The sequence below is a fragment of the Streptomyces sp. NPDC048424 genome (assembly GCF_040651555.1).
GTDB lineage: Bacteria > Actinomycetota > Actinomycetes > Streptomycetales > Streptomycetaceae > Streptomyces.
The window spans coordinates 23,434-46,541 of the sequence record NZ_JBEZKE010000017.1 but is presented as its reverse complement, the minus strand read 5'-3'; the positions used below and the strand labels follow the sequence as shown (position 1 = coordinate 46,541).

The window sequence follows — 23,108 nt, the reverse complement described above, 5'->3', positions numbered from 1 at the left end:
GGCAGCGAGCCGGCTACCCCACCGAGAACGCACCCTCCGGCGGAGCCGGCGACGGCCCCGCGTCCGCGTCGGCCACCGGCACCGCCCCCTTCCTGAACCGCACCAGCCCGTCCCCGTACTCCACCCTCGCCGGAAACACGTCCCCCGCGCACCGCCGGGCCAGCGCGGCCACCGGAAGCACCACATCGGAAGCCAGCAGCACCGCGTTCCCGAACCGCCTCCCCCGCAGCACCCCCGGCTCCGCGATCAGTGCCAGCTCCCCGAACGCCTCCGCGAAGTTCGCCAGCTGCGCCCGCAGGAAGTCGAACGGCGCCCCGTCCGCCAGGTTCGCCGCGTACAGCCCGCCGGGCCGCAGCACCCGCGCCGCCGCCCGCGCGTACTCCACCGACGTCAGCTGCGCCGGCACCCGCGAGCCGCCGAAGACGTCGGCCACGACCACGTCCGCGCTCGCCGCGGGCGCCGCCTCCAGCCAGGCCCGGGCATCGGCGGTGTGCACCGTGATCCCGGACCCCGCCGGCAGCGGCAGGTGTTCGGCGACCAGCTCGACCAGGCCCGCGTCGAACTCGACGACCGCCTGCCGGGAGCCCGCCCGGGTCGCCGCCGCGTACCGCGGAAGGGTGAGCGCGCCGCCGCCCAGGTGCAGGAGGTCCAGTGCGCGCCCCGGCTCCGCCGCGCAGTCCAGGACGTGTGCGAGGCGGCGTACGTACTCGAACTCCAGGTGCTGCGGATCGTCCAGGTCCACGTACGACTGCGGGGCCCCGTCGACGGTCAGCAGCCAGGCCCGCTCACCGTCCACGTCCGGCATCAGCTTGGCGGTGCCCTGGCCCACGTCCCGGATGACCGGGATCTGTTCGTCGCTCACCCCACCATTGTCGGGCCGGTCCGCAACGGGGCGGTCTGCAGGGGGCTGGACCGGCCGGCCCCCTCCCGGCTCAGCCGGACCAGACCGCGGCCGCCGCCTCGACGTGCTCGACCGCCTGCGCCAGACCGGCCCGCGCCGCGGGGTCCCGCCGGGCCGGGTCGAGCACGTTGCGCCCGAAGGCCTTGCGGGCCTGCGCCGACGGGCTGATCACCAGCACCCGCGCCCCCGCTTCCCGCAGCCGCGCCGCCTGCGCGGCCGGCGAGGGGACGAGCCCGGAGCCGAGCGAGATCGGCGCGATGACCACGACGCGCGCGTACCCCGCGGCGAGGTCGGCGTTGGTGGCGGAACGGACGCCTCCGTCGATGAACCGCCGTCCGCCGACCGTCACCGGCGGCCATACGCCCGGCACGGCGCAGCTCGCCGAGACCGCGTCCACGAGCCCCGCGCCGCTCTCCTTGTCGAAGTCGGCCGGTTCGCCGGTGAGCGCGTCCACGGCGGTGACCACGAGCCGCCGCTCGGGCCATTCGTGGGAGACCAGCCGGGCCGCGAGCACCTCGCGGCGCTCGGCCTCCGCCGCGGTGTCGGCGGCCAGGGCCATGGCGCCGACCCGCTGCCGGTAGGCCGTCGCGTTGCGGGAGCGGGCCATCGCGAGGGCGTACCGCGCGATGACGCCGGCCCCCAGTTTCGCGGCGATCTCCCCGGTGGCGTCGCCGAGCTGGCGCTCGTACAGCTCCTGCGCGGACAGCTGCCCCGAGGTGAGCTGGGCGCCGACCACCGAGCCCGCCGAGGTGCCGACGACGAGGTCGGCGGTGGTGAGGTCGACGCCCGCGCGGGCGAGCCCGTACAGGATTCCGCACTCCCAGCCCACGCCCGTCAGTCCCCCGCCGCCCAGCACGAGTGCCGTGTCGCCGCCCATCTCCGCCCGCCCCTCTGCTCCGCGCATGCCTGTGGTGACGGCAGTCTGACGCAGCGGCTCCGCCGTCACCACAGAGGGGTCGGTACGGCCCCGACCGCCCGGGTCAGCCCAGGACGGCCGTGACCGTGCCCGCGCCGACCGTCCGCCCGCCCTCGCGGATCGCGAAGCCGAGCCCCGACTCCAGCGGGACGTCCCGCCCGAGCTCGACGGTCATCGTGACCGTCTGCCCCGGCCGGGCCACGCCGGCCCCGCCCAGGTCCACGTCGCCCACCACGTCGGCGGTGCGGATGTAGAACTGCGGCCGGTAGCCGGTGGCGATCGGCGTCGTACGGCCGCCCTCGCGCCCGGAGAGCACGTACACCTGCGCGGTGAAGTGCCGCTTGGGCGTCACGCTGCCGGGCGCGGCCACCACGTGTCCGCGGCGCACGCCGTCGCGCGGGACCCCGCGCAGCAGCAGCGCGACGTTGTCCCCGGCCTCGGCGGACTCCATCGGCTTCCCGAAGGTCTCCAGCCCGGTGACGACCGTCTCGGCCGGCTCGCCGTCGCCGCCGAGGACGGCGACGCGGTCGCCGAGGCGGACGCTGCCGCGCTCGACGGCTCCGGTGACGACGGTCCCGCGCCCGGTGATGGTGAGCACGTTCTCCACGGGGAGCAGGAACGGCGCGTCCGTGTAGCGCACCGGAGTCGGCACGTACGTGTCCACCGCGTCCAGCAGCGCCTCGATCGCCCCGGTCCACCGCGGGTCGCCCTCCAGCGCCCCGAGTCCGGAGACCCGTACGACCGGCGCGGCGTCCCCGCCGTAGCCGTGGGCGGTGAGCAGCTCGCGGACCTCCAGCTCGACCAGGTCGGTCAGCTCGGGGTCCCCGGCGTCGGCCTTGTTCAGGGCGACGACGATGTGGTCGACGCCGACCTGCCGGGCGAGGAGCACGTGCTCGGCCGTTTGCGGCATGACCCCGTCGAGGGCGGAGACGACGAGGATCGCCCCGTCGAGCTGCGCGGCCCCGGTGACCATGTTCTTGATGTAGTCCGCGTGACCGGGCATGTCCACGTGGGCGTAGTGCCGGGTGTCGGTCTCGTACTCGACGTGCGTGAGGTTGATGGTGATCCCGCGGCGGGCCTCCTCGGGGGCCCGGTCGATGCGGTCGAAGGGCACGAAGGAGGCGCCGCCGCGCTCGGCGAGGACCTTGGTGATGGCGGCGGTGAGGGTGGTCTTGCCGTGGTCGACGTGACCCATGGTGCCGATGTTGAGGTGCGGCTTGGTCCGCACGAAGGCCGTCTTGGCCATGATCGCTTGTCTCTTCCCGTTGCTCGAAGCGTGGACGGGACCCCTGAGCCGAGCCGACCCTCCCCCTGTGGGGTCCGCCGGACGATCCGGGAAGGGTCAGCTTCGTGCGCCGTCGAATGCGGCGAAGGCCTCTGCGGGGAAAGCGAATGCGGCAGCCTTCGGCGCGTCCGCGACTGCGGACGGCGCTGCGGGGAAGGCGAACCGGGACATGCCCCTGATCCTGCCGGACGGCCCCGGGCCCGTCGAATGATTTACGGGGTGAACCGGCGGGCCCTCAGAGGTTCTTGAGCGCCTCGCGCACGGACAGCGGGGACAGGGAACCGCGTTCGGACTCGACGAAGGCGCGCACCGCGTCGGGGTCGGTCTTCGCGTACTCGCGCAGGGCCCAGCCGATGGCCTTGCGCAGGAAGAAGTCCGGGTGGCCGGCCCGGCGGCGGCAGTAGGCGAAGAGGCGCCCGGAATCGGTGGCGGCCTTGTAGCGGAGCTGGTGCAGCAGGGCGGCGCGGGCGAGCCAGAGGTCCTCGTCCTCGATCCACTCGTCCATCACCCGCGCCAGGTCCGGGTCGGCGGCCACCAGCGGGCCGACCGCGTGCGCGGCCAGCAGGTCGACGGTGTCCCACCAGGGAACGGTGACGATCAGGTGCCGGACCACCGGCAGGAAGCCGGAGGAGCACCGGGAGACGTGGCGGCGCAGGTAGTCCACCGCGAAGTAGTGGTACTCGCGCTCCGGGAGCCGCCAGCAGCGCAGCGCGAGCGCGGCGCAGTCCGCCTCGGACGGCCTGGGGGTGTCCCGGAGCACCGCCTTGGACAGGTCCCGGCGCAGCGGTGTGGGGATGCCGAGGAAGGGCGCGGCGTCCTTCATGTACGCGGTCATCGCCTCGGCCCGCACGGGGTCGGCGGCGGCCGCGTACGTCCCGGTCAGCCGCTCCAGCAGGGTGTCCGCGAGGGCGCTGCCGGGAACCCGCGGGGGTCGTCGGCCGTTCGACGGCATGAGGCCCAGATTACGGCGCGACGCCGCATACGTCGGCTAGTCTCCCGGGATGTCCCTCCTCCTCGCGCCGTGGACCCGGCTGTCGCTGCTCGTCGTGCTGCTCGTGGCGGCCGGCGTGTGCGTGCTGCTGTTCGAGCCCCAGCGGCTGCTCTCGGAGGGCTGGCCCCCGGGCCTCCCGGTGGGCACGGCGGTCCTGCTGTTCGCAGCCGCGTACGGGGTGTGCGCGGCGGCCTTCGTACCGCGCCCCCTGCTGAACCTGGCCGCGGGAGCCGTCTTCGGCACCCAGTTCGGCCTCGTCGCCGCGGTCGGCGGCACCGTCCTGGGCGCCGGGATCGCCTTCGGCCTCGGCCGGATCATGGGCCAGGAAGCCTTGCGTCCGTATCTGCGCGGCCGCTGGCTGGAGGCGGCGGACGGCCAGCTCAGCCGGCACGGCTTCCGCTCGATGCTCGCCGTCCGGCTCTTCCCCGGGGTTCCCTTCGTGGTGGCCAACTACTGCGCGGCGGTGTCCCGCTGCGGCTGGGGCCCCTTCCTCCTCGCCACGGCGATCGGCGTCGTCCCGAACACCGCGGCGTACGTGATCGCGGGGGCCAGCGCCTCCTCCCCCGGTTCGCCCGCCTTCCTCGTCTCCTTCGGCTTCATCGTGGTCTCGGTGGTGGGGGCCGGAGCCGTCGCCTGGCGCAAGCGGCACCGCCTGGCACCCCCGCGGACCCTGGATTCTTCGTACGAGCTGACGCCCCAGCACCCCCCAGTGGTCAGCGGCACTTCGCACGGGCCCTAGCATCGGGGGCGAACTGCCCGACGATCACAAGGACGAGCGCACCCCGACATGAGCTGGTTCGAATCCCTAATCCTCGGTCTCGTCCAGGGGCTTACGGAGTTCCTCCCGATCTCCTCCAGCGCCCACCTGCGGCTGACCGCGGCGTTCGCCGGCTGGCACGACCCGGGAGCGGCCTTCACGGCCATCACGCAGATCGGCACCGAGGCCGCCGTGCTGATCTACTTCCGCAAGGACATCGCGCGGATCATCTCCACCTGGTTCCGCTCCCTGTACACGAAGGCCCTGCGCTCCGAGCAGGACGCCAAGATGGGCTGGCTGGTGATCGTCGGCTCGATTCCGATCGGCGTCCTCGGTCTGGTCTTCAAGGACGCGATCGTGGGCCCGGCCCGCGACCTGCGGCTGACGGCGACCACCCTCATCGTGATGGGCGTCGTGCTGGGCGTCGCCGACCGGCTGGCCGCGCGCGACGAGGAAGGCGGCCGGCACCGCGCCATCCGCGAGCGCAAGACGCTCCAGCAGCTGGGCGTCAAGGACGGCCTGATCTTCGGTCTCTGCCAGGCGATGGCGCTGATCCCGGGCGTCTCCCGGTCCGGCGCGACGATCTCCGGCGGTCTGCTGCTGGGCTTCACCCGCGAGGCCGCGGCGCGCTACTCCTTCCTGCTGGCCATCCCGGCCGTGCTGGCCTCCGGCGCGTTCGAGATCAAGGACGTGATCGAGGAGCCGGGACACATCTCCTGGGGTCCGACGGTCTTCGCGACGGTCATCGCCTTCTTCGTGGGCTACGCCGTGATCGCGTGGTTCATGAAGTTCATCTCGACCAAGAGCTTCATGCCCTTCGTGATCTACCGGATCCTGCTGGGCATCCTGCTGTTCGCGCTGATCGGCGCGGACGTGCTGAGCCCGCACGCGGGTGAGTCCGGCTCCTAGCAGGCCCCCGCACCACCGCTTCGTGTGAACCGGAAGCCGCTCGGGAACGTTCCCGGGCGGCTTCCGCGTCGTTGTGCCTGAAGAGACCTGAAGAGACCGGAAGGCAAGCAAGCAGGGGGTGTCCCATGGGTCGAGTGGTACTGGAGCGTTTTCCGGCCGGAAGTCCGAGGGGGAGCTGGCCCGCCGAGGAGTACGCGGCGCAGCGGATGCGGGAGGGGGTGCCGGCCGAGGTGGTCATGGACCTGGACAGCGATGCGTTCCTCGTCGTGGTCCGGCAGCGGGAGGCCCGTTCCGGTCACTGAGCGCCCGCGGGAAGATCCGGTCCGCGCACGCCCCTTGGCCTCGGGCACGCGCAGCCCCACACTGACCCGATGACTCAGCGTGTGGATCTCGCGACGGTAATGGACCGGCTGGCGATCGACGAGGTGGTCACGGGGTACGCGGTGGCCGTCGACGACGGCGACTGGGCCGCCTACCGTGCCCTCTTCACCGCCTCCGGACGGGCCGACTACAGCTCGGCGGGCGGGATCGAGGGGTCGGTGGGTGAGGTCGCGGACTGGCTCGCGGAGACCATGAAGCTCTTCCCCGTGCGTCAGCACCTGATCGTCAACCGGCTGGTCCGGCTGGAGGACCTGGGCGGCTCACCCGGCGACAGCGCCGAGGTCCGGGCCGACTTCCTCAACCCGATGCGCCTGGCGGGTCCGGAGTTCGACGGCACGGTCACCGCGCCCAACTTCGTCGCCGCCGGACGCTACTCCTTCGCACTGGCCCGCACCCGTGACGGCTGGCGGCTCACCCGCGTCACCGTGCACGAGACCTGGCGGCACATGTCCGCCTGAGCCTGCCCGGCCCTGCACTGCCAGACTGGAAGCGGAGGCGCGCCATGGTCGCGATGCGCAGCGAGTGGATTCCCCGGTGGCGCGTGCCCGCCGCGATCGCCGCCGGAGCGCTGCCCGCCCTCGCCTTCCCCGCCCCCGCGCTCTGGTGGTTCGCCTACGTCGCCCTCGTGCCCTGGATGCTGCTGCTGAGGTCGGCCCCCACCGGGCGGCGGGCGGCCCTGGAGGGCTGGCTCGGCGGCGCCGGGTTCATCGTGGCCGTCCACCACTGGCTGCTGCCCAGTCTGCACGTCTTCCTGGTGCCGGTGGCCGCCCTGCTGGGGCTGCTCTGGATCCCCTGGGGCCTCCTGGTACGGGAGTTGCTCGGCGGGGTCCCGTCGGCGGGCCGGGCACTGTCCGCGCTGGTCCTCGTACCGGCGGGCTGGCTGCTGTCGGAGCTGGTCCGGTCCTGGCAGGGGCTGGGCGGGCCGTGGGGTCTGCTGGGGGCGAGTCAGTGGCAGGTGCCGCCCGCCCTGCGGCTGGCCTCCGTGGGCGGGGTGTGGCTGGTCAGCCTGCTCGTGGTGGCGGTGAACTGCGCCGTGGTGCTGCTGGTCGCGGTGCCGGGGGCGCGGATCCCGGCGGTGGCGGGGATGACGGGGTGCGCGGTGCTGACCGCGGTGGTGTGGGTGTGGGCGGCGGTGCCCGCGGAGTCCGGCCGGCTGCGCGTGGCCGTCGTACAGCCGGGGCCGGTGGCGGACGGTCCGGACAGCGCGGAGCGGCGGTTCGCGGCCGGAGAGCGGCTGACGCGGCCGCTCGCCGGGCAGCGGGTCGATCTCGTGGTGTGGGGCGAGAGCAGCGTCGGCGAGGACCTGGCGGCCCGCCCGGACCTGGCCCGGCGGCTGGCCTCGCTGTCGGCGGAGGTCGGGGCTCCGCTGCTGGTGAACGTGGACGCGCGGCGGGCGGACCGGCCGGGGATCTACAAGAGCGCCGTCCTGGTGGGCCCAGGGGGCCCCACCGGCGACCGGTACGACAAGATGCGGCTCGTCCCGTTCGGGGAGTACGTACCGGCCCGGGCGCTGCTCGGCTGGGCCACCTCGGTCGGCAAGGCGGCCGGCGAGGACCGGGTGGCCGGCAGGGCCCCCGTGATCATGGACCTGCCCGCCCGGCCGGACGGGGCCGGCAGCGCACCCGCCGGCGTCCGTCTCGGCCCCCTGGTCTGCTTCGAGTCGGCCTTCCCCGACATGAGCCGGCACCTGACCCGGGGCGGGGCCTCGGTGCTCATCGCCCAGTCGGCGACCTCGACCTTCCAGGAGAGCTGGGCCCCGGCCCAGCACGCCTCGCTGGCGGCCCTGCGCGCGGCCGAGAACGGCCGCCCGATGGTGCACGCCACCCTCACGGGCATCAGCGTCGTGCACGGCCCGTCCGGCGAGCGGATCGGCGCGGCCCTGCCGACCTCGGCGAGCGCGGCGGCGGTGTACGAGGTCCCGCTCGCCCGGGGCACGACCCTCTACGGGCGCTTCGGGGACTGGCCGGTGGGGGCAGCCCTCGCCGTGCTCGCGGTGTACTGCGCGGTGGCGGGCGTCCGTTCGCTCAGGAGGCCTGCTCCAGAGCCGACTTCACCACCTGCTCGCACAGTTGGTGGGTGAGCAGCGCGTCCCGGGCGCTGAGGGTCCTGCCCGTCTCGACGGCTTCCAGGAAGTGGTCCACGACCTGCTCGATGCCGCGCTGGCGGGCCACGGACACCCAGTCCCCGCGGCGCCGGACGGTCGGCTGGCCCTTGTGGTCGATGACCTCGGCGAGGTTGACGACCTGCCGCTTGGTGTCCCGGCCGGAGACCTCCAGGATCTCCTCGGTGGAGCCGGACAGGCGGTTCATGATGCCGAGCGCGGTGAAGCCGGCGCCGGACAGCTGGAGCACCACCTGGTGCATCAGCCCCTCGCGCACCACGGCCCGGACGTCGACGTGCTCGGCCTCGCCGGGCAGCAGGAAGCGCAGGGTGTCGACGACGTGGATGAAGTCGTCGAGGACCAGGGTCCGCGGGTCCTCGGGCAGCCCGACCCGGTTCTTCTGCATGATGATGAGCTCGCGCGGGTGGTCGGCGCACTGCGCGTAGCCGGGCGCGTGGCGGCGGTTGAAGCCGACGGCGAGCGAGACCCGGCGTTCCTCGGCCAGTTCCACCAGCCGCACCGAGTCCGCGAGCTCGTAGGCGAGCGGCTTGTCCACGTACGTCGGCACGCCCGCCCGGAGGAGCCGCGTGACGATCTCGGGGTGGGCCGCGGTCGAGGCGTGCACGAAGGCCGCGTCGATCCCCTCGGCGAGCAGTGCGTCGAGATCGGTGTGCCGGCGCGCGGCGGGGACGTGGTGGATCCCGCCGACCCGCTCGAGGGTGGCGGGGGTACGGGTCTGCAGGTGCAGCTCGATGCCCGGGCGGGTGGTGAGGACGGGAAGGTACGCCTTCTGCGCGATGTCGCCGAGTCCGATGCAACCGACCTTCACCGGGAAACCTCCAGGTTGATCCTTGTGGGACTTCAGCAGCTTAATCCCTGGTGGCAGGGGCCCCGTTCACCGAGGATGTCCCCCATGACCACCAGTTCCGGATCACATCGCACCGAGCCCGCGACCACCGCCGACGAGCGGGACATGCTCGACGGCTGGCTCGACTACCACCGCGCGACCCTCGCCTGGAAGTGCGAGGGGCTCCAGGACGAGCAGCTGCGCCGCACCCCGCTCGCGCCCTCCGAGTTGAGCCTCCTGGGCCTCGTACGGCACATGGCGGAGGTGGAGCGGTACTGGTTCCGGGAGATCATGCTCGGCGAGGACCTTCCCGAGCTGCACTGCACCGACGAGGACCCTGACGGCGACTTCCACTTCGCCGAGGACGCCGGCTGGGCCGAGAACGAGCAGGTGTGGCAGACCGAGGTCGAACTGGCCCGCCAGGCCGCCTCGGGCCGTTCCCTGGACCTGGTGTCGAAGGCGGAGAGCCACCACCGCGGCGAGGTCTTCAGCCTGCGCTGGGTCTACACCCACATGATCGAGGAGTACGCGCGCCACAACGGCCACGCGGACCTGCTGCGCGAGCAGATAGACGGCGCCACGGGCGACTAGGTCCGGTCCGGGAGGGCCCGGGCCGGATCCGCCGGACACCCGCTCCCCGTCACCCGTGCGGGGTGAATATCCGCCCAGGGTTTTCGCAACGGGGTCTTCGCACAGCAGAGTTGCGCGGGTGCATCCAACCCGAACCACGACAACCCTGCTGCTCGGAGTCGCCTGTGCCGTCTCGGCCGTCTCCGGTTGTGTGAACGTGAGCCCCGGTCCCGTGCAGCCGGCGGCGGTCCCCGCCACCGGCGGGCTGCCCCGTCACGAGCCGCGCGGCGGGCCCGGGGCCGCCCCCGTGGTCGTCCAGGCGCCCGCCCTGGAGGCGCTGAAGGCGGTCCCGGAGCGGCCCGCGCACCCGGTGGCCCCCGCGCCCGCCCGCAGGTCCGCCCAGCGCCCCTCCGGCGGGCCCGTGCCGGACGTGCCACCGGTCCCGGACATCCCGGAGCCGCCGAAGCCGGCCGGGCCCGCGTCCGGGCGTCCTGGCGGCCGCCCGCACCACTCCCGGCCCGACGCCGAGGTGGAGCGCGAGCTGCTGCGCAAGCTGCCGGTGCGGCCGGCCGACGTGTGCGCGCTGGGCCGCCGGCACGGCCGCTGGCACCCCGACAGCCCGGAGGCCCGCATCTGCGCGGGCGTCCACGACGGCTGACCGCCGGGTGCCGAAAGAGACGGCTTAGGGAGACTGCTCGGGGAAGGGACGGGGTCCGGTGCCCGGTTCCGTGGCCAGGCGCCGCTCCAGCCGTGCGATGGCCTCGCGCACGCCGTTCCCGTACCCGTCGTCGGGGAGCGCCCCGGTGGCCGCTCGGGCCCGCGCCAGGTGGACCCGGGCGGCCTCGGGGTGCTGGAGCTTCAGGTAGTCGGCGGCCAGGCTGAGGTGCAGGGACGGGTAGAACACGCGCATCGCGAGATGCGGTTCCCGCGGTGCGCTCCCCCCGTCCCGGGGCCCGGTGGCGGGCGGGTCGCGCAGGGCTTCGGCGGCGGTCAGGGCCCGCAGGTCCCAGGCCAGTTCGTCGGCAGGGTCGTCCTGGGCGTCGGCCATGTAGTGGGCGAGGGTGCAGCGGTGGAGGTCGTCCCCCTCCTCGCCGATCTCCGACCAGATCGCGCCGAGCCGGTTGCGGGCCTCCTCGCGGTCCCCGGCGTGCAGCAGGATGACCGCCTGGCCGATCCTGGTCATGACGGCGTCCTCCGACGCCTCCTGCTGCTCCGTCACCGCGGCCTCCGGCTCGCTCCGCCAGACCTGCTCCGGGTCTGATCATCAAGAAGCTAGCCGGAGGCACCGGCAATGGCGCCGAGGCGCGGTGGGACGTCAGCCGAGGTCCGGGATCCGCCAGTCGATCGGCTCATGGCCCTGGGCGGCGATGGCCTCGTTGATCTGGGTGAAGGGCCGGGACCCGAAGAACTTCTTGGCCGACAGCGGGGAGGGGTGGGCCCCCTTGACGACGACGTGCCGCTCCTCGTCGATCAGCGGGATCTTCTTCTGGGCGTAGGCGCCCCAGAGGACGAAGACGGCCGGGTCGGGGCGCTCGGACACCGCGCGGATCACGGCGTCGGTGAACTTCTCCCAGCCCTTGCCCTTGTGCGAGTTGGGCTCGGCCTCACGGACGGTGAGCACCGCGTTGAGCAGCAGGACGCCCTGCCGGGCCCACGGCATCAGGTACCCGTTGTCCGGGACGGGCAGGCCGAGCTCCTCCTTCATCTCCTTGTAGATGTTGCGCAGCGAGGGCGGGGTCTTGACCCCGGGCTGCACGGAGAAGCACAGGCCGTGGCCCTGGCCGGCGCCGTGGTACGGGTCCTGGCCCAGGACGAGCACCTTCACCTGGTCGAAGGGGGTGGCCTCCAGGGCCGCGAACACCTGCTCGCGGGGCGGGTAGACCGGCCCGTTCGCCCGTTCCTTCTCGACGAACTCGGTGAGTTCCTTGAAGTAGGGCTGGTCCAGCTCCCCGCCGAGGACGGGGAGCCAGGACTCGGGCAGCATCTGGGTCACGGCGACAACCTCCGGTACAAGTTCGTGCAACTGCTCCAGAACCTACCGGGGGCCACTGACAACGCGTCGGCCGCCCGGGGCGGATGCCCCGGGCGGGGCCGCTACCAGCTGGTCTTGCGGTACAGCTCCCACATCTGCATGGCGGTCTGCGGGTCCAGCGCCCGCTCGGCGCCCGCGATGTCCTCCTGCGCGGCGACGTACAGCTTGCCCTGCCACAGGGGCAGCAGCCGGACGTCCTCGGCGAAGATCTGCTGTGCCTTCTCGAACTGCTGGACCCCGGCGGAGCGGTCGCCGTCGCGGCGGGACTTGGGCAGCAGCTCGGTGAGGATCTCGGTGGGCTCGTACGGGGTACCGACCGCGTTCTCCTTGCCGACGAACGGCGCGATGAAGTTGTCCGGGTCCGGGAAGTCGGGGAACCAGCCACGGCCGAAGACCGGGTACTCCTGGCCCTTGTAGCCCTCCTGGAAGGTCTTCCAGGGCTGGCTGCGCAGGGTGATCCGGAAGAGTCCGCTCTCGTCCAGCTGGCGCTTGAGCTCGGTGAACTCCTCGGCGGTGGAGGAGCCGTACCGGTCGGTGGTGTACCAGAAGGTCAGGTCGACCGGCGTGGGCACCCCGGCGTCCTTGAGGATCTTCCTGGCCTTGGTGGCGTCGGCGGGGCCGTACTTGTCGTAGTAGGGCGTCTTGTGGCCGACGACCCCCTTGGGGACCATCGAGTACAGCGGCTCGGCGGTGCCCTGGTAGACCTTGGAGACGAGGGTCCCGCGGTCGATGGTCTGGGCGATGGCCTGGCGGACCGCCGGCTTGGCGACGGCGGGGTCCTTGGGGTTGAAGACCAGGTAGCGGATCTCGGCGCCGACGTTCTCGACGACCTGGACGCCCTGCGCGTGCGCGGCGGGGCTCTGCAGGTCGGTGATCTCCGTGGCCGACAGGCCTCGGTAGGTGGCGTCGATCTCCTTGGCCTTCAGGGCCGCGACCATCTTCTGGGAGTCCTGGAAGTAGCGGATGGTCACCGCCTTGTTACGGCGGTTGGCGAAGCCCGTGTAGCTCCCGTTGTTGCCGAGGACGGCCTCGGTGCCCTCCTTGTACGAGTCGAGCACGTACGGGCCGGAGCCGGTGATCTTGCCGTCCTGGCGCACCTTGTCGGCGGGGTAGTCCTTGGGCGCGACCAGCGAGGCGGCGGGCGAGCCGAGGACGTACGGGAAGGTGGCGTCCGAGGTGTTCAGGTGGAAGACGACCGTCAGGGCGTCCGGGGTCTCGATCTTGTCGAGACTGCCGAAGAGGTCCTTCGGACCGACCTTGGAGCCGATCGTCTTGATCCGGTCGAGGGAGTACTTGACCGCCTTGGCGTCGAGCGGCTCGCCGTTGGAGAACTTCAGGCCCTTGCGCAGGGTGCACCGGTAGGCCTGGCTCGCCCCGTCCGTGAACTCACAGTTCTGGGCGGCGTCGGGCTGGGGCTTGGTGGAGCCCGTGGGGAACGCCAGCAGCGTCTGGTAGACGTTCCGGTACAGCTCCCAGGAGCCGTCCCACGCGGCGGCGGGATCGAGGGTGCTCGGTGCGCTCGTGGTGCCCACGACGATCTTCTTGACGTCGTCGTCGTTGTCCTCCGACAGCAGGCCGCATCCGGCGAGCAGGGATATGGACGCAAGGGCCGCAGTGATCTGCAGGCATCTGGTCCGGTTGAACACGTGCACGCTCCTCGATCAGCCAGGGGTGCGGCAGACCCTACCGCAGTGCCCCACGAATCCAATGGGGTGGTTTCGTGGGGCACTTGACCGGTTACGTGCATATTCAGTACGCATTTACCTCCCTTTCGGAGGCAAATGTGTCCGACTATCGGTCAGTGCACACCAGCATTGAGGAACATCCCACCGTCGACGACCAGAGTTTGGCCCGTGATCCATTCCGCTTGTGCAGATGTAAGAAACGCGGCGGCCCCTCCGATGTCCTCCGGGAGCCCCAGCCGGCCGAGCGGATAGGCCGCCGCGGCCTCCTGCTCCCGGCCCTCGTAGAGCGCCTGCGCGAACTTGGTCTTGACCACCGCGGGGGCGATCGCGTTGACCCGGACACCCGGTGCCATCTCGTGGGCGAGCTGGAGGGTGAGGTTGACCATGGCGGCCTTGCTCATCCCGTACGCCCCGATGAAGGGCGAGGCGGAGACGCCGGCGATGGAGGCGATGTTCACGATCGCCCCGCCGTTGTCCTTCTGCCAGGCGTGCCAGGTCCGCTGGGCGAAGCCGAGCGCCGAGATCACATTGGTCTCGAAGACCTTGCGCGCGACCCCGAGGTCCAGGTCCGCGATCGGTCCGAAGACCGGATTGGTGCCCGCGTTGTTCACCAGGAAGTCGACGCGGCCGAAGGCCTCCATCGCGCGCTCGACGGCGACGGCCTGGTGGGCCTCGTCGTGCGCCTTGCCGGCGACCCCGATCACCCGGTCCGCACCGAGCCGCTCGACGGCCTCCTTGAGTGCGTCCTCGCTGCGTCCGGTGATGCAGACCCGGTCGCCGCGGGCGACCAGCGCCTCGGCGATGCCGTAGCCGATGCCCCGGCTCGCCCCGGTGATCAGCGCGACCTTGCCGCTGTCGATACCGTCGTACGTCATGACGTGCGCCTGCCTCTCGTGATCTCTTGGATCGTCAGTTGAGCGGGCCGCCGGCGACGTACATGACCTGGCCGGAGACGAAGCCGGCCGCCTCGCCCGTGAAGAAGGCGATGGCGTTGGCGATGTCGTCCGGGCGGCCGACGCGCTGGACGGGGATCTGGGTGGCGGCGGCCGCCTGGAAGTCCTCGAAGCCCATGCCGACGCGGGCGGCCGTCTGGGCGGTCATCTCGGTGACGATGAAGCCGGGGGCGACGGCGTTCGCGGTGACGCCGAACTTGCCGAGCTCGATGGCCAGGGTCTTGGTGAAGCCCTGCAGACCGGCCTTGGCGGCGGAGTAGTTGACCTGGCCGCGGTTGCCGAGCGCCGAGCTGCTGGAGAGGTTCACGATGCGGCCGAACTTGGCCTCCACCATGTACTTCTGACAGGCCTTCGACATCAGGAAGGCGCCGCGCAGGTGCACGTTCATGACCGTGTCCCAGTCGGTCTCGCTCATCTTGAAGAGCAGGTTGTCGCGCAGCACACCGGCGTTGTTGACCAGGATGGTCGGGGCGCCGAGCTCGCTCGCGACGCGCGCGACGGCGGCCTCCACCTGCGCGGCGTCGGAGACGTCGCAGCCGACCGCCAGGGCCTTGCCGCCGGCCGCCGTGATCGCCTCCACGGTGTCCTTGCAGGCCGCCTCGTCGAGGTCGAGTACGGCGACGGCCCGGCCCTCGGCGGCCAGGCGTACGGCGGTGGCCGCGCCGATGCCCCGGGCCGCCCCGGTCACGATCGCGACGCGCTGCTCGGTGGTGGACATGCTGGATCTCCTCGCCCTTGAGAGACGGCCGCCCAGAGGTGAGCAACCGCTTAGTAGCTTCAACTGAGGAGACGCTAGGAGCCCTGGCACCCGGTGTCAACGGCGACAGGTCCAGCCACATTCGGCCCCGCCGGCGTTTGAGGCGCTGGGTCCGGGGCGGCGCCCCGATCTTTCAGCCCCGCCGGCGTTTGAGGCGCTGGGTCCGGGGCGGCGCCCCGATCTTTCAGCCCCGCCGGCGTTTCAGGCGCTGCGTCCGGGGCGGCGCCCCGATCTTTCAGCCCCGCCGGCGTTTCAGGCGCTGCGTCCGGGGCGGCGCCCCGATCTTTCAGCCCCGCCGGCGTTTGAGGCGCGGGGGCTCGGGGGCGGAGCCCCCGCAACGGAGCCGCACCGGTCCACCGGCGGGACCCCGAAGTCAGCGGACCAGCAGGTCCAGCAACCGCTCCACCTCCGCAGCCGGATCGGCCGTCAGGCCGGTGTGCACCGGCCCCGGCTGCACCACCGTGCTCCGCGGAGCGATCAGCCACCGGAACCGCCGCCCCGCATCGTCACCGGCCGCCTGCCCGGCGGACACCCCGCCCGCGCACACGCCCTCGACCCCGTGCAACGCGGCCCGCACCCCGGCCACGTCCGCCCCCGGATCCAGCGCGAGGAGCTTCGCCTCGTCGAGGTGGGTGCGCGCGGCGACGTACGCGTGCGCCCGGCAGTAGACGATCACGCCGGCGTTGAAGCACTCGCCCCGTTCCATCCGGGGCACCACACGCACCAGCGCGTACTCGAACACGTCCCGCTTGGTCACTCGTCGTCGCTCTTCTTCTTGTGGGGCAGGGGGGCGAGGCGTTCGGCCAGCCAGCCCGGCGGACCGGACCGCTGCTTGACCTCGGCCTCCATGGTGATCCTCTCGTGGATCGTGGCCGCGCGCGGCAGCAACGCCTCCACGTAGGCGCGGCGCAGCGCGTCGGTGGAGTCGAAGCCGGGCTCGTCGACCAGCCACTCGTCGGGGACGTCGGCCGCGACCTCCGTGAGCAGTTCCTCGGTCACGAGCGGCGCGAGGGCGGCGGCCGCCGCCTCGATGTCCGGGCCCACGGGGGCCAGTACGTGGTCGGAGGCGTTGTAGGGCTTGGCGGCCGCGGCCCCGGCGGTGGGCCAGTTGTGGTGCCAGATCATGGTGGCGCCGTGGTCGATGAGCCAGAGGTCCCCGTGCCAGACCAGCATGTTCGGGTTGCGCCAGGACCGGTCGACGTTGTTGATGAGGGCGTCGAACCAGACCACGCGCCCCGCCTCGGCCGGGTCCACCTGGTAGGCGAGCGGGTCGAAGCCGATCGAGCCGGGCAGGTAGTCCATGCCGAGGTTGAGCCCGCCGCTGGCCTTGAGCAGCTCCTGGACCTCCTGGTCGGGTTCGCCGAGCCCGATGACGGGGTCGAGCTGCATCTGGACCAGTCTCGGGACGCGCAGTCCCAGCCGCTGGGCCAGGCGGCCGCAGATGACCTCGGCGACCAGGGTCTTGCGGCCCTGGCCGGCTCCGGTGAATTTCATGACGTAGGTACCGAGGTCGTCGGCCTCGACGATTCCCGGGAGCGAGCCGCCCTCACGCAGGGGCGTGACGTAGCGGGTCGCGATCACTTCGGACAGCATCCGCCCAGGTTACGGGGGTCAGGGGGCGGGAGCCCACTGATTGAGGAGCTCTTCGGCCGTGGTGATGGACGCCACCAGGGCGAGGGAGTTGCGGATCACCTCGGCGGTGCAGGAGGCGGGCACCCCGGCGATGGCGTCGGCGGGGACCACGACCCGGTAGCCGAGGTTCACGGCGTCGAAGACGGTGTTGGGGATGGCGATGTTGGAGGAGACCCCGGTGACGACGAGGGTGCGGATGCCGAGGTTGCGCAGCAGGGCGTCGAGGTCGGTGCCGGCCATCGGGGAGAGCCCGTGCAGCCGGCGGACCACCAGGTCCTGCCCGGCGACGGCGATGGGGGCGGCGACCTCCACGGCCCGGCTCCCGGTCAGCTGGCGCACCGGCAGCCTCTCCGCGGCCCGGAACAGCCGGGCGTTGGTGTTCGCCCCGAGCCCGTCGGGCCGCCGCTCGGCGACGGCGTGCAGCACCTGTACGCCGGCCCCGCGCGCGGCGTCGACCAGCGCGGCCACCCGCTCCAGCATCCCGGAGTCCCGGGCTTCCTTGGCGAGCTCGGGCAGCGCGCTCTCCTCGCCCACGACACCGTTCTGGCACTCGACGGTGAGCAGCGCGGTGGTGGCGGGATCGAGATCCGGCATGGCTCCCCCTGGCGTGGCGACGGAAGAGCCCTCATGATTCCTGACACACAGTCAGATGTGAAGGGGTGCAGGACGGATGGACGAGTCACGAACCGGGACTTCGCAGCGGCGGGGCCGGCGCATCATGATGAGCGACGCGGAAGTGGACTCCTTCCTGCGCGAGCAGAAGACCTGCCGGGTCGCGACGGTCTCCCCCGACGGGCGGCCGCACGTGGGCGCCCTGTGGTTCGCCTGGGACGGCAACTCGCTGTGGCTGTACTCGATCACGCGCAGCCGCCGCTGGTCCGACCTGCGCAAGGACCCGCGGATCTCGGTGGTCGTGGACTCGGGCGAGTCCTACGACGAACTGCGCGGGGTGGAGCTGTCCGGCAGCGCCGTCTTCGTGGGCGAGGCCCCGCGCACCGGCGAGCCCTGCCCCGAACTGGCGGAGGCCGAGCGGATCTTCCCGGTCAAGAACTTCGGCATCGAGGAGATGCCGCACGACGGGCGGCACGCCTGGATCCGTCTGACCCCCGACTCGATCGTCTCGTGGGACTTCCGCAAGCTCTAGGGGGTGTCCGGGGCCGCGGGCAGGAGCGGCGGACCACTACAGCCCGGCGGCCGCCAGCCGCAGGGCGTCGACCGCGGCCCGGATCGAGGGCCTCCGGTCGGCGTCCGCGCGCCAGACGGCGTACACGTGGCGGCGTACGGCGTCGCAGACCGGCAGCAGCCGCACCCCCGGCGGCACCGGGCCGCGGCCCAGCTTCGGCGCCACGCACACGCCGAGGCCGGCCTCCACGAAGGCCAGCTGGGTGTGGTGCTCCTCGGCGATGTGGGCGATGCGCGGCTCGACGCCCGTACCGCGCAGGGTGAACACCAGCCACTCGTGGCAGAACTGCCCCTCGTTCCAGGAGATCCAGTCGTCGTCGGCGAAGTCGGCGAGCGAGATCCTGCTCTTGTCGGCCAGCGGGTGACCGGCCGGGACCGCGATGTCGACGGAGTCGTCCAGCAGGTGGGTCCGGGTGAGCTCGGCGGGCACCGGCATCCGCTTGTTGTGCCAGTCGATGGCCAGCGCCAGGTCGAGGTCCCCGCGCACGACGGCGGCCATGCTGTCCTCGGGCTCCTGCTCGCGCACCCGCGCCCGCACGTCCGGGTGCCCGGCGCGCAGCGCGGACAGGGCCTGCGGCAGCAGTCCGCGCATGGCGGTCGGGAAGGCGCCGATCCGCAGCTCGCCGACGGCGCATCCGCGCTGGGCCTCGACATCGGCCTGGGCGAGCTCCACCTGGGAGATGATCCGGGCCGCGTGATCGGCGAGCAGCCGCCCGGCGTCGGTGAGCCGGACCCCGCGTCCGTTCCTGGCCAGCAGCGGCTGGCCGACCTCGCGCTCCAGCTTGGCCATCTGCTGGGACACTGCGGAGGTGGTGACGTGGAGCCCGTCGGCCGCGCCGCTGACCGAGCCGTGGCGGGCGAGGGCATCGAGGGTGCGCAGGCGCTCCAGGTTCAACATGTAAGCGATGCTACGCCGTCGACTGGAGAAACTCTCGCTTGTCCTACGAAGTTGACACGAGCACAGTAAGGGTCATGAGCGCACCGACAGCCCCGCGGCCCACCCTCACCACCACCGCCACCACCTCCACCCCTACGACCGCCACGACCGCCGCCACCGCCGGCTGGCGCACCAGGCTCCTCGACTGGCGCGTCCGGTTCGCGATCCTCTCGGTCGTCTGGGGCTTCAGCTTCCTCCTGATCAAGGTGGGCACGGAGGCGTACGCGCCCTTCCAGGTGGCCCTGGGCCGGGTCCTGTTCGGCGCGCTCGCCCTCCTCGCCGTACTGCTGGTCCGCCGCGAGAAGCTGCCCCGGGGGCTGCGCACCTGGGGCCACCTCGGCGTGGCCGCGCTGCTGCTCAACACCGTGCCGTTCTCCCTGTTCGCGTACGCGGAACTGAGCATCCCCTCGACCCTGGCCGGCATCTGCAACGCGACCTCCCCGCTGTGGGGCATGGCGCTGTCGATGGTCGCCCTGTCCGAGGACCGCCCCACGCGCCGCCGCTTCGCGGGCCTGGGCCTGGGCTTCCTCGGCGTCCTCATCGTCCTCGGCGCCTGGCAGGGCTTCTCCGGCGTCGACGCCCGGGGCACCGCGCTCGCCCTGCTGGCCGCCCTCTGCTACCCCATCGGCTGGATCTACGTCCGCCGCACGCTGGCCGGCACCCCCGGCTCCCCGGTGGCCCTGACCGGCGGCCAGCTCATGGTCTCCACCCTCCAGCTCTCGCTGGTCAGCGCCCTCTTCACCACGGCGCCGAGCTCGTTCCCGCTCTGGCCGACCCTCTCGGTGATCGCCCTGGGCGCCCTCGGCACGGGCATGGCCCTGCAGATGCAGTACGGCCTGGTGACGGAGGTCGGCCCGACCACCGCCCAGATGGTCACCTACTTCATCCCGGTCATCGCCACCGCCGCGGGCGTCCTGGTCCTCGGCGAGCAGCTGCACTGGAACACCCCGGTCGGCGCCGCGATCGTCCTGGCCGGAGCCGCCCTCAGCCAGACCCGCCCCGGCACACGAAAGCCCGCCTGACCAGTGCCCAGGGGTGTTTGCCGATCGGCTCGGCCCCGTGGGTCACCTCCGCCCGGACCACCTCTTCCAGTCCTGTCGGCAGGACTGGAAGAGGTGGTCCGAGGCGGCACCGGCTGCGGGCCGGGGGCCGACCCGTGCGGTCAGTCGTTGCGCCCGCCCGCGACCCCCGTCCGGACCGCCGCGGCCACCGCGTCCGCCAGGCCCGGCACCTCCGAGATCCCCAGCTGCGACACCGTCAGCCGCACGCCCGGTCCCGCCTCGACCCGGAAGATCGCCCCGGCCGCCACCGCCCATCCCGCGGCGAGCAGCCTCGTGATCACCACCGTCTCGTCGGCCACCGGTACCCACACGTTCAGCCCGCTCCGCCCGTGCGCCCGCACCCCCCGCTCCCGCAGCGCCTCGACCAGGGCGTCCCGCCGCTCCCCGTACGCGCGGGCCACGGCGGCCCGGTCCACGGCGTTCGAGGTCCACAGCTCCACCACCGCGTGCTGGAGCAGCCGGCTCACCCAGCCCGGGCCCAGCCGCTGGCGCCCCCGTACGCGGTCCAGGGTCACCGCGTCGCCCGTCAGCACGGCGAGCCGCAGGTCGGGCCCGTAGGCCTTCGCCGTGGACCGGATCAGCGCCCAGTGCCCGGTGACCCCGCTCAGCGGGTGCAGCGGCAGGTCGACGATCCCGTGGCCGTGGTCGTCCTCGATCAGCAGCACCCCCGGGTGGCGCGCCAGCAACTCCCGCAGCTCCCCCGCCCGCTCCGCGCTCACCGCGGCACCGGTCGGGTTCTGCGCCCGCGAGGTCACCACCAGCGCCCGGGCCCCGGCGGCGAGCGCCCGGGCCACCGCGTCGGCCCGGGGCCCGTCGTCGTCCACCGCCACCGGCAGCACCCGCAGGCCCAGCGCCGGGACCAGGTCGAGCGAGCCTCCCCAGCCCGGGTCCTCGACCGCCACCGCGTCCCCCGGCCTCAGGTGGGCGACCAGCACCCGTTCCATCGCGTCCAGCGCTCCCGAGGTCACCGCCACCGGGCCGGGCGGCACGGCGTCCGCGTCGAAGTCCGCCCGGGCGAGCCGGGCCAGGTCCGGCGCGACCGGGTCGGCGCCGTAGAGGGACGGCGCCCGCGCGTACCGCCGGGCCGCCGCCGCCAGCGCCGCGTCCAGGGCGGGGAGCAGCGACACGTCCGGATTGCCCTCCGCGATGTCGCGCACGCCCGCCGGCACCACCATCCGCAGCGCGTCGCGCGGGGTGGTGGAGGGGCGCGGCCGCACCCGGCTTCCGCGCCGCCCGTCGGTTTCGATGACCCCGCGCTCGCGCAGTGTCCTGTAGGCGGCCGCCACGGTGTTGGGGTTGACGCCCAGTTCGCCCGCCAGCTCCCGCATCGGCGGCAGCAGCGATCCGGGTGGCAGCGCGCCCGATGCCACGCCCGCCTCGACGCTGGCCGCGATATCCGCTGTGCCCCGCCCTGTGATCCGATACTCTACTAGCACAAACCCAAGTATGCACTAGTGCAATGGAGTCGGCATCATGACCGCCACGCCCGCCACGGAGACGACGACCGAGCGCACCGGGACGACCGGCGCGTACGAGCCCACCGACCGCACGGTCCCCACCCGATCCCGCGACCGGGCGCGCTACGACCGCGAGACGGTGCACTCGATACTCGACGAGGCCTACATCTGCCACCTCGGCTTCGTCCGTGACGGCGCGCCCGTGGTCCTGCCCACGCTGTTCGCCCGGGTCGGCGAATCGATCTACATCCACGGCTCGACCGGCTCGCGGCCGCTGCTCGCGGCCGGCAAGGCCGATCCGGGCCTCGCCGTCTGTGTGACCGTGACCCACGTCGACGGTCTCGTGCTGGCCCGCTCGGCCTTCCACCACTCGCTCAACTACCGCTCGGTGGTCGTGCACGGCACCGCCTACCAGGTCACCGACGAGGCGGAGTGCCGGATGGCCCTGGACGCCCTGGTCGACTCCGCCGTGCCGGGCCGCTCCGCCGACATCCGGCCCGCCAACGCCAGGGAGCTCGCCGCCACGGCGGTGATCCGGGTGGATCTGACCGAGGTGTCCGCGAAGCTGCGCACCGGCCCGAGCAACGACGACGCCGAGGACCTGGACCTGCCCTACTGGGCGGGCGTGGTCCCGGTCGCCCCCGTTTTCGGAACCCCGGTGCCCGCCGCGGACCTGGCCCCCGGCATCGCCGTCCCGGACTACATCACCGCGCTCTGAGGACTGCGCCGGACGGCGGCGGGCACGGCCGCCCCCGCCGGACGGCGCGATTCCGCCGCGATCAGGGCGCCCACCGCCGTCAGCAGCAGTACGGTGCCCAGCACCACGGCGGCGGTCAGCCGCTCCCCGAGGAGCAGGACGGCGATCACGGCCGCGCTCACCGGCTCGATCAGCATGATCACCGACACGGTGGCGGCCCGTACCGCCGCGGCTCCCGTGAAGTAGAGCGCGTACGCCAGCGCCGTCGGCACGGTGGCCACGTACACCAGCAGCCAGAGCACCCGCCCGATGTCGGCGGTGTGCGCCAGCAGCCCCTCCGCCGCCGCGAGCGGGAGCAGGCACACCGTGCCGACCGCGACCGACCAGGCGGTGGTCACCAGCGGGTCCCCGCCCGCGCCGCGCTGCCCGAGCCACCGGGCCCGCAGCGTCATCCCCGCGTAGCCGGCGGCCGACAGCAGCGCCCAGCCGACGCCGAGCGGCCGCACTTCGCCGCCCCCGCTGCCCAGCACCAGTACGGCCAGCCCCGCCAGCGCGCCGAGGACGGCGGCCACGCCGCCGCGGCCGAGCCGCTCGCCCATCCAGTACCGGGCCCCGAGCGCGATGATCACCGGCCCGGCGCCGAGCGTGACCACGGTGCCCACCGCGAGGCCGGTCTCGCGCACGGCGGCGAAGTACGCGGCCTGGAAGACGGTGAACAGCAGCCCTGTCGCGATCAGCGAACGCACCGAGGGCCGCGTCCGGCCCGGCCCGGGACGGGACCCCCGTACGGCGAGCACCGCCAGCAGCACCACGAGCCCGCCCGCGCACCGCCAGAACGACAGGGCGAGCGGGCCGAGGTCACTGGCCAGGAAGAGGAGTGAGGCGGCCGCCCCGGCGGTGCCCCAGGCGGCTCCGGCGACGACGAGGTACAGCAGACTGCGCCCGGCAGCGGGCGAATGGTTCGACACGAAACTCTCCGCGCTTGCGTGAAGGATGAGAAGAAGCAGGTCATCGCTTCGCGGGCAGCACGTACCCGCCCGGGAACTCCCCGGGCCGG

Annotated in this window: 26 protein-coding genes; 10 read left to right on the top strand and 16 right to left on the bottom strand. The window is 73.0% G+C overall.

The window, feature by feature from the left end; all coding sequences use genetic code 11:
- Positions 1–13: 13 nt before the first annotated feature.
- The 4 genes from AB0D29_RS23755 to AB0D29_RS23740 form a co-directional block, all read right to left on the bottom strand.
- Positions 14–805 (bottom strand): fused MFS/spermidine synthase, encoded by a 792-nt coding sequence (locus AB0D29_RS23755; protein ID WP_362857016.1) that lies wholly within the window; start codon positions 803–805, stop codon positions 14–16.
- 127 nt (positions 806–932) lie between these two features.
- Positions 933–1,805: a patatin-like phospholipase family protein gene (locus AB0D29_RS23750; RefSeq protein WP_362856867.1), complete on the bottom strand. Its 873-nt coding sequence runs from the start codon at positions 1,803–1,805 to the stop codon at positions 933–935.
- Positions 1,806–1,881: 76 nt separating this feature from the next.
- On the bottom strand, positions 1,882–3,063 hold the full coding sequence (gene tuf, locus AB0D29_RS23745; protein WP_362856866.1) for an elongation factor Tu: 1,182 nt from the start codon (positions 3,061–3,063) through the stop codon (positions 1,882–1,884).
- A 274-nt stretch (positions 3,064–3,337) separates the two neighbouring features.
- Entirely contained in the window at positions 3,338–4,054 is a 717-nt protein-coding gene (locus AB0D29_RS23740; protein WP_362856864.1) for a DNA alkylation repair protein, read from the bottom strand.
- A 49-nt stretch (positions 4,055–4,103) separates the two neighbouring features.
- Here AB0D29_RS23740 and AB0D29_RS23735 point away from each other — a divergent pair, with 49 nt between their 5' ends.
- The 5 genes from AB0D29_RS23735 (at position 4,104) to lnt (ending at position 8,220) form a co-directional block, all read left to right on the top strand.
- Complete coding sequence (locus AB0D29_RS23735; protein WP_362856862.1) at positions 4,104–4,832, top strand: VTT domain-containing protein; 729 nt, start codon at positions 4,104–4,106, stop codon at positions 4,830–4,832.
- A 48-nt stretch (positions 4,833–4,880) separates the two neighbouring features.
- On the top strand, positions 4,881–5,759 hold the full coding sequence (locus tag AB0D29_RS23730) for an undecaprenyl-diphosphate phosphatase (RefSeq protein ID WP_362856860.1): 879 nt from the start codon (positions 4,881–4,883) through the stop codon (positions 5,757–5,759).
- Positions 5,760–5,884: 125 nt separating this feature from the next.
- Positions 5,885–6,061, top strand: a complete 177-nt coding sequence (locus AB0D29_RS23725) for a hypothetical protein (RefSeq protein ID WP_319729209.1) — start codon at positions 5,885–5,887, stop codon at positions 6,059–6,061.
- Between the two features lie 69 nt (positions 6,062–6,130).
- Positions 6,131–6,598, top strand: a complete 468-nt coding sequence (locus tag AB0D29_RS23720; protein WP_362856858.1) for a nuclear transport factor 2 family protein — start codon at positions 6,131–6,133, stop codon at positions 6,596–6,598.
- A gap of 44 nt (positions 6,599–6,642) precedes the next feature.
- Positions 6,643–8,220 (top strand): apolipoprotein N-acyltransferase, encoded by a 1,578-nt coding sequence (gene lnt / locus AB0D29_RS23715; protein WP_362856856.1) that lies wholly within the window; start codon positions 6,643–6,645, stop codon positions 8,218–8,220.
- On the opposite strand, the gene AB0D29_RS23710 is transcribed toward lnt, so the two are convergent.
- Positions 8,165–9,070 (bottom strand): Gfo/Idh/MocA family oxidoreductase, encoded by a 906-nt coding sequence (locus AB0D29_RS23710; protein ID WP_362856855.1) that lies wholly within the window; start codon positions 9,068–9,070, stop codon positions 8,165–8,167. The genes lnt and AB0D29_RS23710 overlap by 56 nt on opposite strands.
- An 84-nt stretch (positions 9,071–9,154) precedes the next feature.
- Here AB0D29_RS23710 and AB0D29_RS23705 point away from each other — a divergent pair, with 84 nt between their 5' ends.
- Together AB0D29_RS23705 and AB0D29_RS23700 are read left to right on the top strand one after the other, a co-directional pair.
- On the top strand, positions 9,155–9,679 hold the full coding sequence (locus tag AB0D29_RS23705; RefSeq protein WP_362856854.1) for a DinB family protein: 525 nt from the start codon (positions 9,155–9,157) through the stop codon (positions 9,677–9,679).
- 118 nt (positions 9,680–9,797) lie between these two features.
- On the top strand, positions 9,798–10,316 hold the full coding sequence (locus AB0D29_RS23700; RefSeq protein WP_362856852.1) for a hypothetical protein: 519 nt from the start codon (positions 9,798–9,800) through the stop codon (positions 10,314–10,316).
- A gap of 24 nt (positions 10,317–10,340) precedes the next feature.
- Here the strand turns inward: AB0D29_RS23700 and AB0D29_RS23695 are convergent, their stop codons facing one another.
- From AB0D29_RS23695 to AB0D29_RS23660, 8 genes are all read right to left on the bottom strand, one after another.
- Positions 10,341–10,877: a hypothetical protein gene (locus AB0D29_RS23695; protein ID WP_362856850.1), complete on the bottom strand. Its 537-nt coding sequence runs from the start codon at positions 10,875–10,877 to the stop codon at positions 10,341–10,343.
- 96 nt (positions 10,878–10,973) lie between these two features.
- The gene (locus AB0D29_RS23690; protein ID WP_030722329.1) at positions 10,974–11,642 is read right to left on the bottom strand and encodes a uracil-DNA glycosylase; all 669 of its coding nucleotides are present in this window, start codon (positions 11,640–11,642) and stop codon (positions 10,974–10,976) included.
- 110 nt (positions 11,643–11,752) lie between these two features.
- Entirely contained in the window at positions 11,753–13,336 is a 1,584-nt protein-coding gene (locus tag AB0D29_RS23685) for an ABC transporter substrate-binding protein (protein WP_362856848.1), read from the bottom strand.
- Between the two features lie 152 nt (positions 13,337–13,488).
- A complete protein-coding gene (locus AB0D29_RS23680; RefSeq protein WP_030722335.1) occupies positions 13,489–14,250 on the bottom strand; it encodes an SDR family oxidoreductase in 762 nt (253 codons plus the stop codon).
- Positions 14,251–14,284: 34 nt separating this feature from the next.
- Complete coding sequence (fabG, locus tag AB0D29_RS23675) at positions 14,285–15,046, bottom strand: 3-oxoacyl-ACP reductase FabG (RefSeq protein ID WP_362807120.1); 762 nt, start codon at positions 15,044–15,046, stop codon at positions 14,285–14,287.
- 412 nt (positions 15,047–15,458) lie between these two features.
- Positions 15,459–15,842 (bottom strand): DUF3037 domain-containing protein, encoded by a 384-nt coding sequence (locus AB0D29_RS23670; RefSeq protein WP_362856846.1) that lies wholly within the window; start codon positions 15,840–15,842, stop codon positions 15,459–15,461.
- On the bottom strand, positions 15,839–16,678 hold the full coding sequence (locus tag AB0D29_RS23665; protein ID WP_362856844.1) for a HipA family kinase: 840 nt from the start codon (positions 16,676–16,678) through the stop codon (positions 15,839–15,841). Before AB0D29_RS23665 ends, AB0D29_RS23670 begins: the two co-directional genes overlap by 4 nt.
- Before the next feature lie 18 nt (positions 16,679–16,696).
- Positions 16,697–17,311 (bottom strand): cysteine hydrolase, encoded by a 615-nt coding sequence (locus AB0D29_RS23660; RefSeq protein ID WP_351304481.1) that lies wholly within the window; start codon positions 17,309–17,311, stop codon positions 16,697–16,699.
- Between the two features lie 76 nt (positions 17,312–17,387).
- Between AB0D29_RS23660 and AB0D29_RS23655 the strand changes: the two genes are divergently transcribed.
- On the top strand, positions 17,388–17,861 hold the full coding sequence (locus AB0D29_RS23655; RefSeq protein ID WP_362856843.1) for a pyridoxamine 5'-phosphate oxidase family protein: 474 nt from the start codon (positions 17,388–17,390) through the stop codon (positions 17,859–17,861).
- Between the two features lie 36 nt (positions 17,862–17,897).
- Here AB0D29_RS23655 and AB0D29_RS23650 read toward each other — a convergent pair whose 3' ends face one another.
- Positions 17,898–18,797: a LysR family transcriptional regulator gene (locus AB0D29_RS23650; RefSeq protein WP_362856841.1), complete on the bottom strand. Its 900-nt coding sequence runs from the start codon at positions 18,795–18,797 to the stop codon at positions 17,898–17,900.
- Between the two features lie 38 nt (positions 18,798–18,835).
- Here AB0D29_RS23650 and AB0D29_RS23645 point away from each other — a divergent pair, with 38 nt between their 5' ends.
- On the top strand, positions 18,836–19,858 hold the full coding sequence (locus AB0D29_RS23645; protein WP_362856839.1) for a DMT family transporter: 1,023 nt from the start codon (positions 18,836–18,838) through the stop codon (positions 19,856–19,858).
- 140 nt (positions 19,859–19,998) lie between these two features.
- On the opposite strand, the gene AB0D29_RS23640 is transcribed toward AB0D29_RS23645, so the two are convergent.
- Entirely contained in the window at positions 19,999–21,333 is a 1,335-nt protein-coding gene (locus tag AB0D29_RS23640; RefSeq protein WP_362856838.1) for an aminotransferase class I/II-fold pyridoxal phosphate-dependent enzyme, read from the bottom strand.
- 37 nt (positions 21,334–21,370) lie between these two features.
- Here AB0D29_RS23640 and AB0D29_RS23635 point away from each other — a divergent pair, with 37 nt between their 5' ends.
- Positions 21,371–22,072 carry a pyridoxamine 5'-phosphate oxidase family protein gene (locus AB0D29_RS23635; protein WP_362856836.1) on the top strand — a complete coding sequence of 234 codons (702 nt, stop codon included), beginning with the start codon at positions 21,371–21,373 and terminating at the stop codon, positions 22,070–22,072.
- On the opposite strand, the gene AB0D29_RS23630 is transcribed toward AB0D29_RS23635, so the two are convergent.
- Entirely contained in the window at positions 22,054–23,019 is a 966-nt protein-coding gene (locus tag AB0D29_RS23630) for an EamA family transporter (protein WP_362856834.1), read from the bottom strand. The two genes, AB0D29_RS23635 and AB0D29_RS23630, sit on opposite strands and share 19 nt — an antisense overlap.
- Positions 23,020–23,108: the final 89 nt, after the last annotated feature.

Bases quoted from the DNA above. Each gene is read 5' to 3' on its own strand.
- AB0D29_RS23660 (WP_351304481.1), bottom strand. From the start codon at position 17,311: ATGCCGGATCTCGATCCCGCCACCACCGCGCTGCTCACCGTCGAGTGC.
- AB0D29_RS23690 (WP_030722329.1), bottom strand. From the start codon at position 11,642: ATGCTGCCCGAGTCCTGGCTCCCCGTCCTCGGCGGGGAGCTGGACCAG.
- lnt (WP_362856856.1), top strand. From the start codon at position 6,643: ATGGTCGCGATGCGCAGCGAGTGGATTCCCCGGTGGCGCGTGCCCGCC.
- tuf (WP_362856866.1), bottom strand. From the start codon at position 3,063: ATGGCCAAGACGGCCTTCGTGCGGACCAAGCCGCACCTCAACATCGGC.
- AB0D29_RS23755 (WP_362857016.1), bottom strand. From the start codon at position 805: ATGCCGGACGTGGACGGTGAGCGGGCCTGGCTGCTGACCGTCGACGGG.
- AB0D29_RS23680 (WP_030722335.1), bottom strand. From the start codon at position 14,250: ATGACGTACGACGGTATCGACAGCGGCAAGGTCGCGCTGATCACCGGG.
- AB0D29_RS23735 (WP_362856862.1), top strand. From the start codon at position 4,104: ATGTCCCTCCTCCTCGCGCCGTGGACCCGGCTGTCGCTGCTCGTCGTG.
- AB0D29_RS23635 (WP_362856836.1), top strand. From the start codon at position 21,371: ATGACCGCCACGCCCGCCACGGAGACGACGACCGAGCGCACCGGGACG.
- AB0D29_RS23730 (WP_362856860.1), top strand. From the start codon at position 4,881: ATGAGCTGGTTCGAATCCCTAATCCTCGGTCTCGTCCAGGGGCTTACG.
- AB0D29_RS23740 (WP_362856864.1), bottom strand. From the start codon at position 4,054: ATGCCGTCGAACGGCCGACGACCCCCGCGGGTTCCCGGCAGCGCCCTC.
- AB0D29_RS23650 (WP_362856841.1), bottom strand. From the start codon at position 18,797: ATGTTGAACCTGGAGCGCCTGCGCACCCTCGATGCCCTCGCCCGCCAC.
- AB0D29_RS23750 (WP_362856867.1), bottom strand. From the start codon at position 1,805: ATGCGCGGAGCAGAGGGGCGGGCGGAGATGGGCGGCGACACGGCACTC.
- fabG (WP_362807120.1), bottom strand. From the start codon at position 15,046: ATGTCCACCACCGAGCAGCGCGTCGCGATCGTGACCGGGGCGGCCCGG.
- AB0D29_RS23705 (WP_362856854.1), top strand. From the start codon at position 9,155: ATGACCACCAGTTCCGGATCACATCGCACCGAGCCCGCGACCACCGCC.
- AB0D29_RS23725 (WP_319729209.1), top strand. From the start codon at position 5,885: ATGGGTCGAGTGGTACTGGAGCGTTTTCCGGCCGGAAGTCCGAGGGGG.
- AB0D29_RS23665 (WP_362856844.1), bottom strand. From the start codon at position 16,678: ATGCTGTCCGAAGTGATCGCGACCCGCTACGTCACGCCCCTGCGTGAG.
- AB0D29_RS23720 (WP_362856858.1), top strand. From the start codon at position 6,131: ATGACTCAGCGTGTGGATCTCGCGACGGTAATGGACCGGCTGGCGATC.
- AB0D29_RS23655 (WP_362856843.1), top strand. From the start codon at position 17,388: ATGGACGAGTCACGAACCGGGACTTCGCAGCGGCGGGGCCGGCGCATC.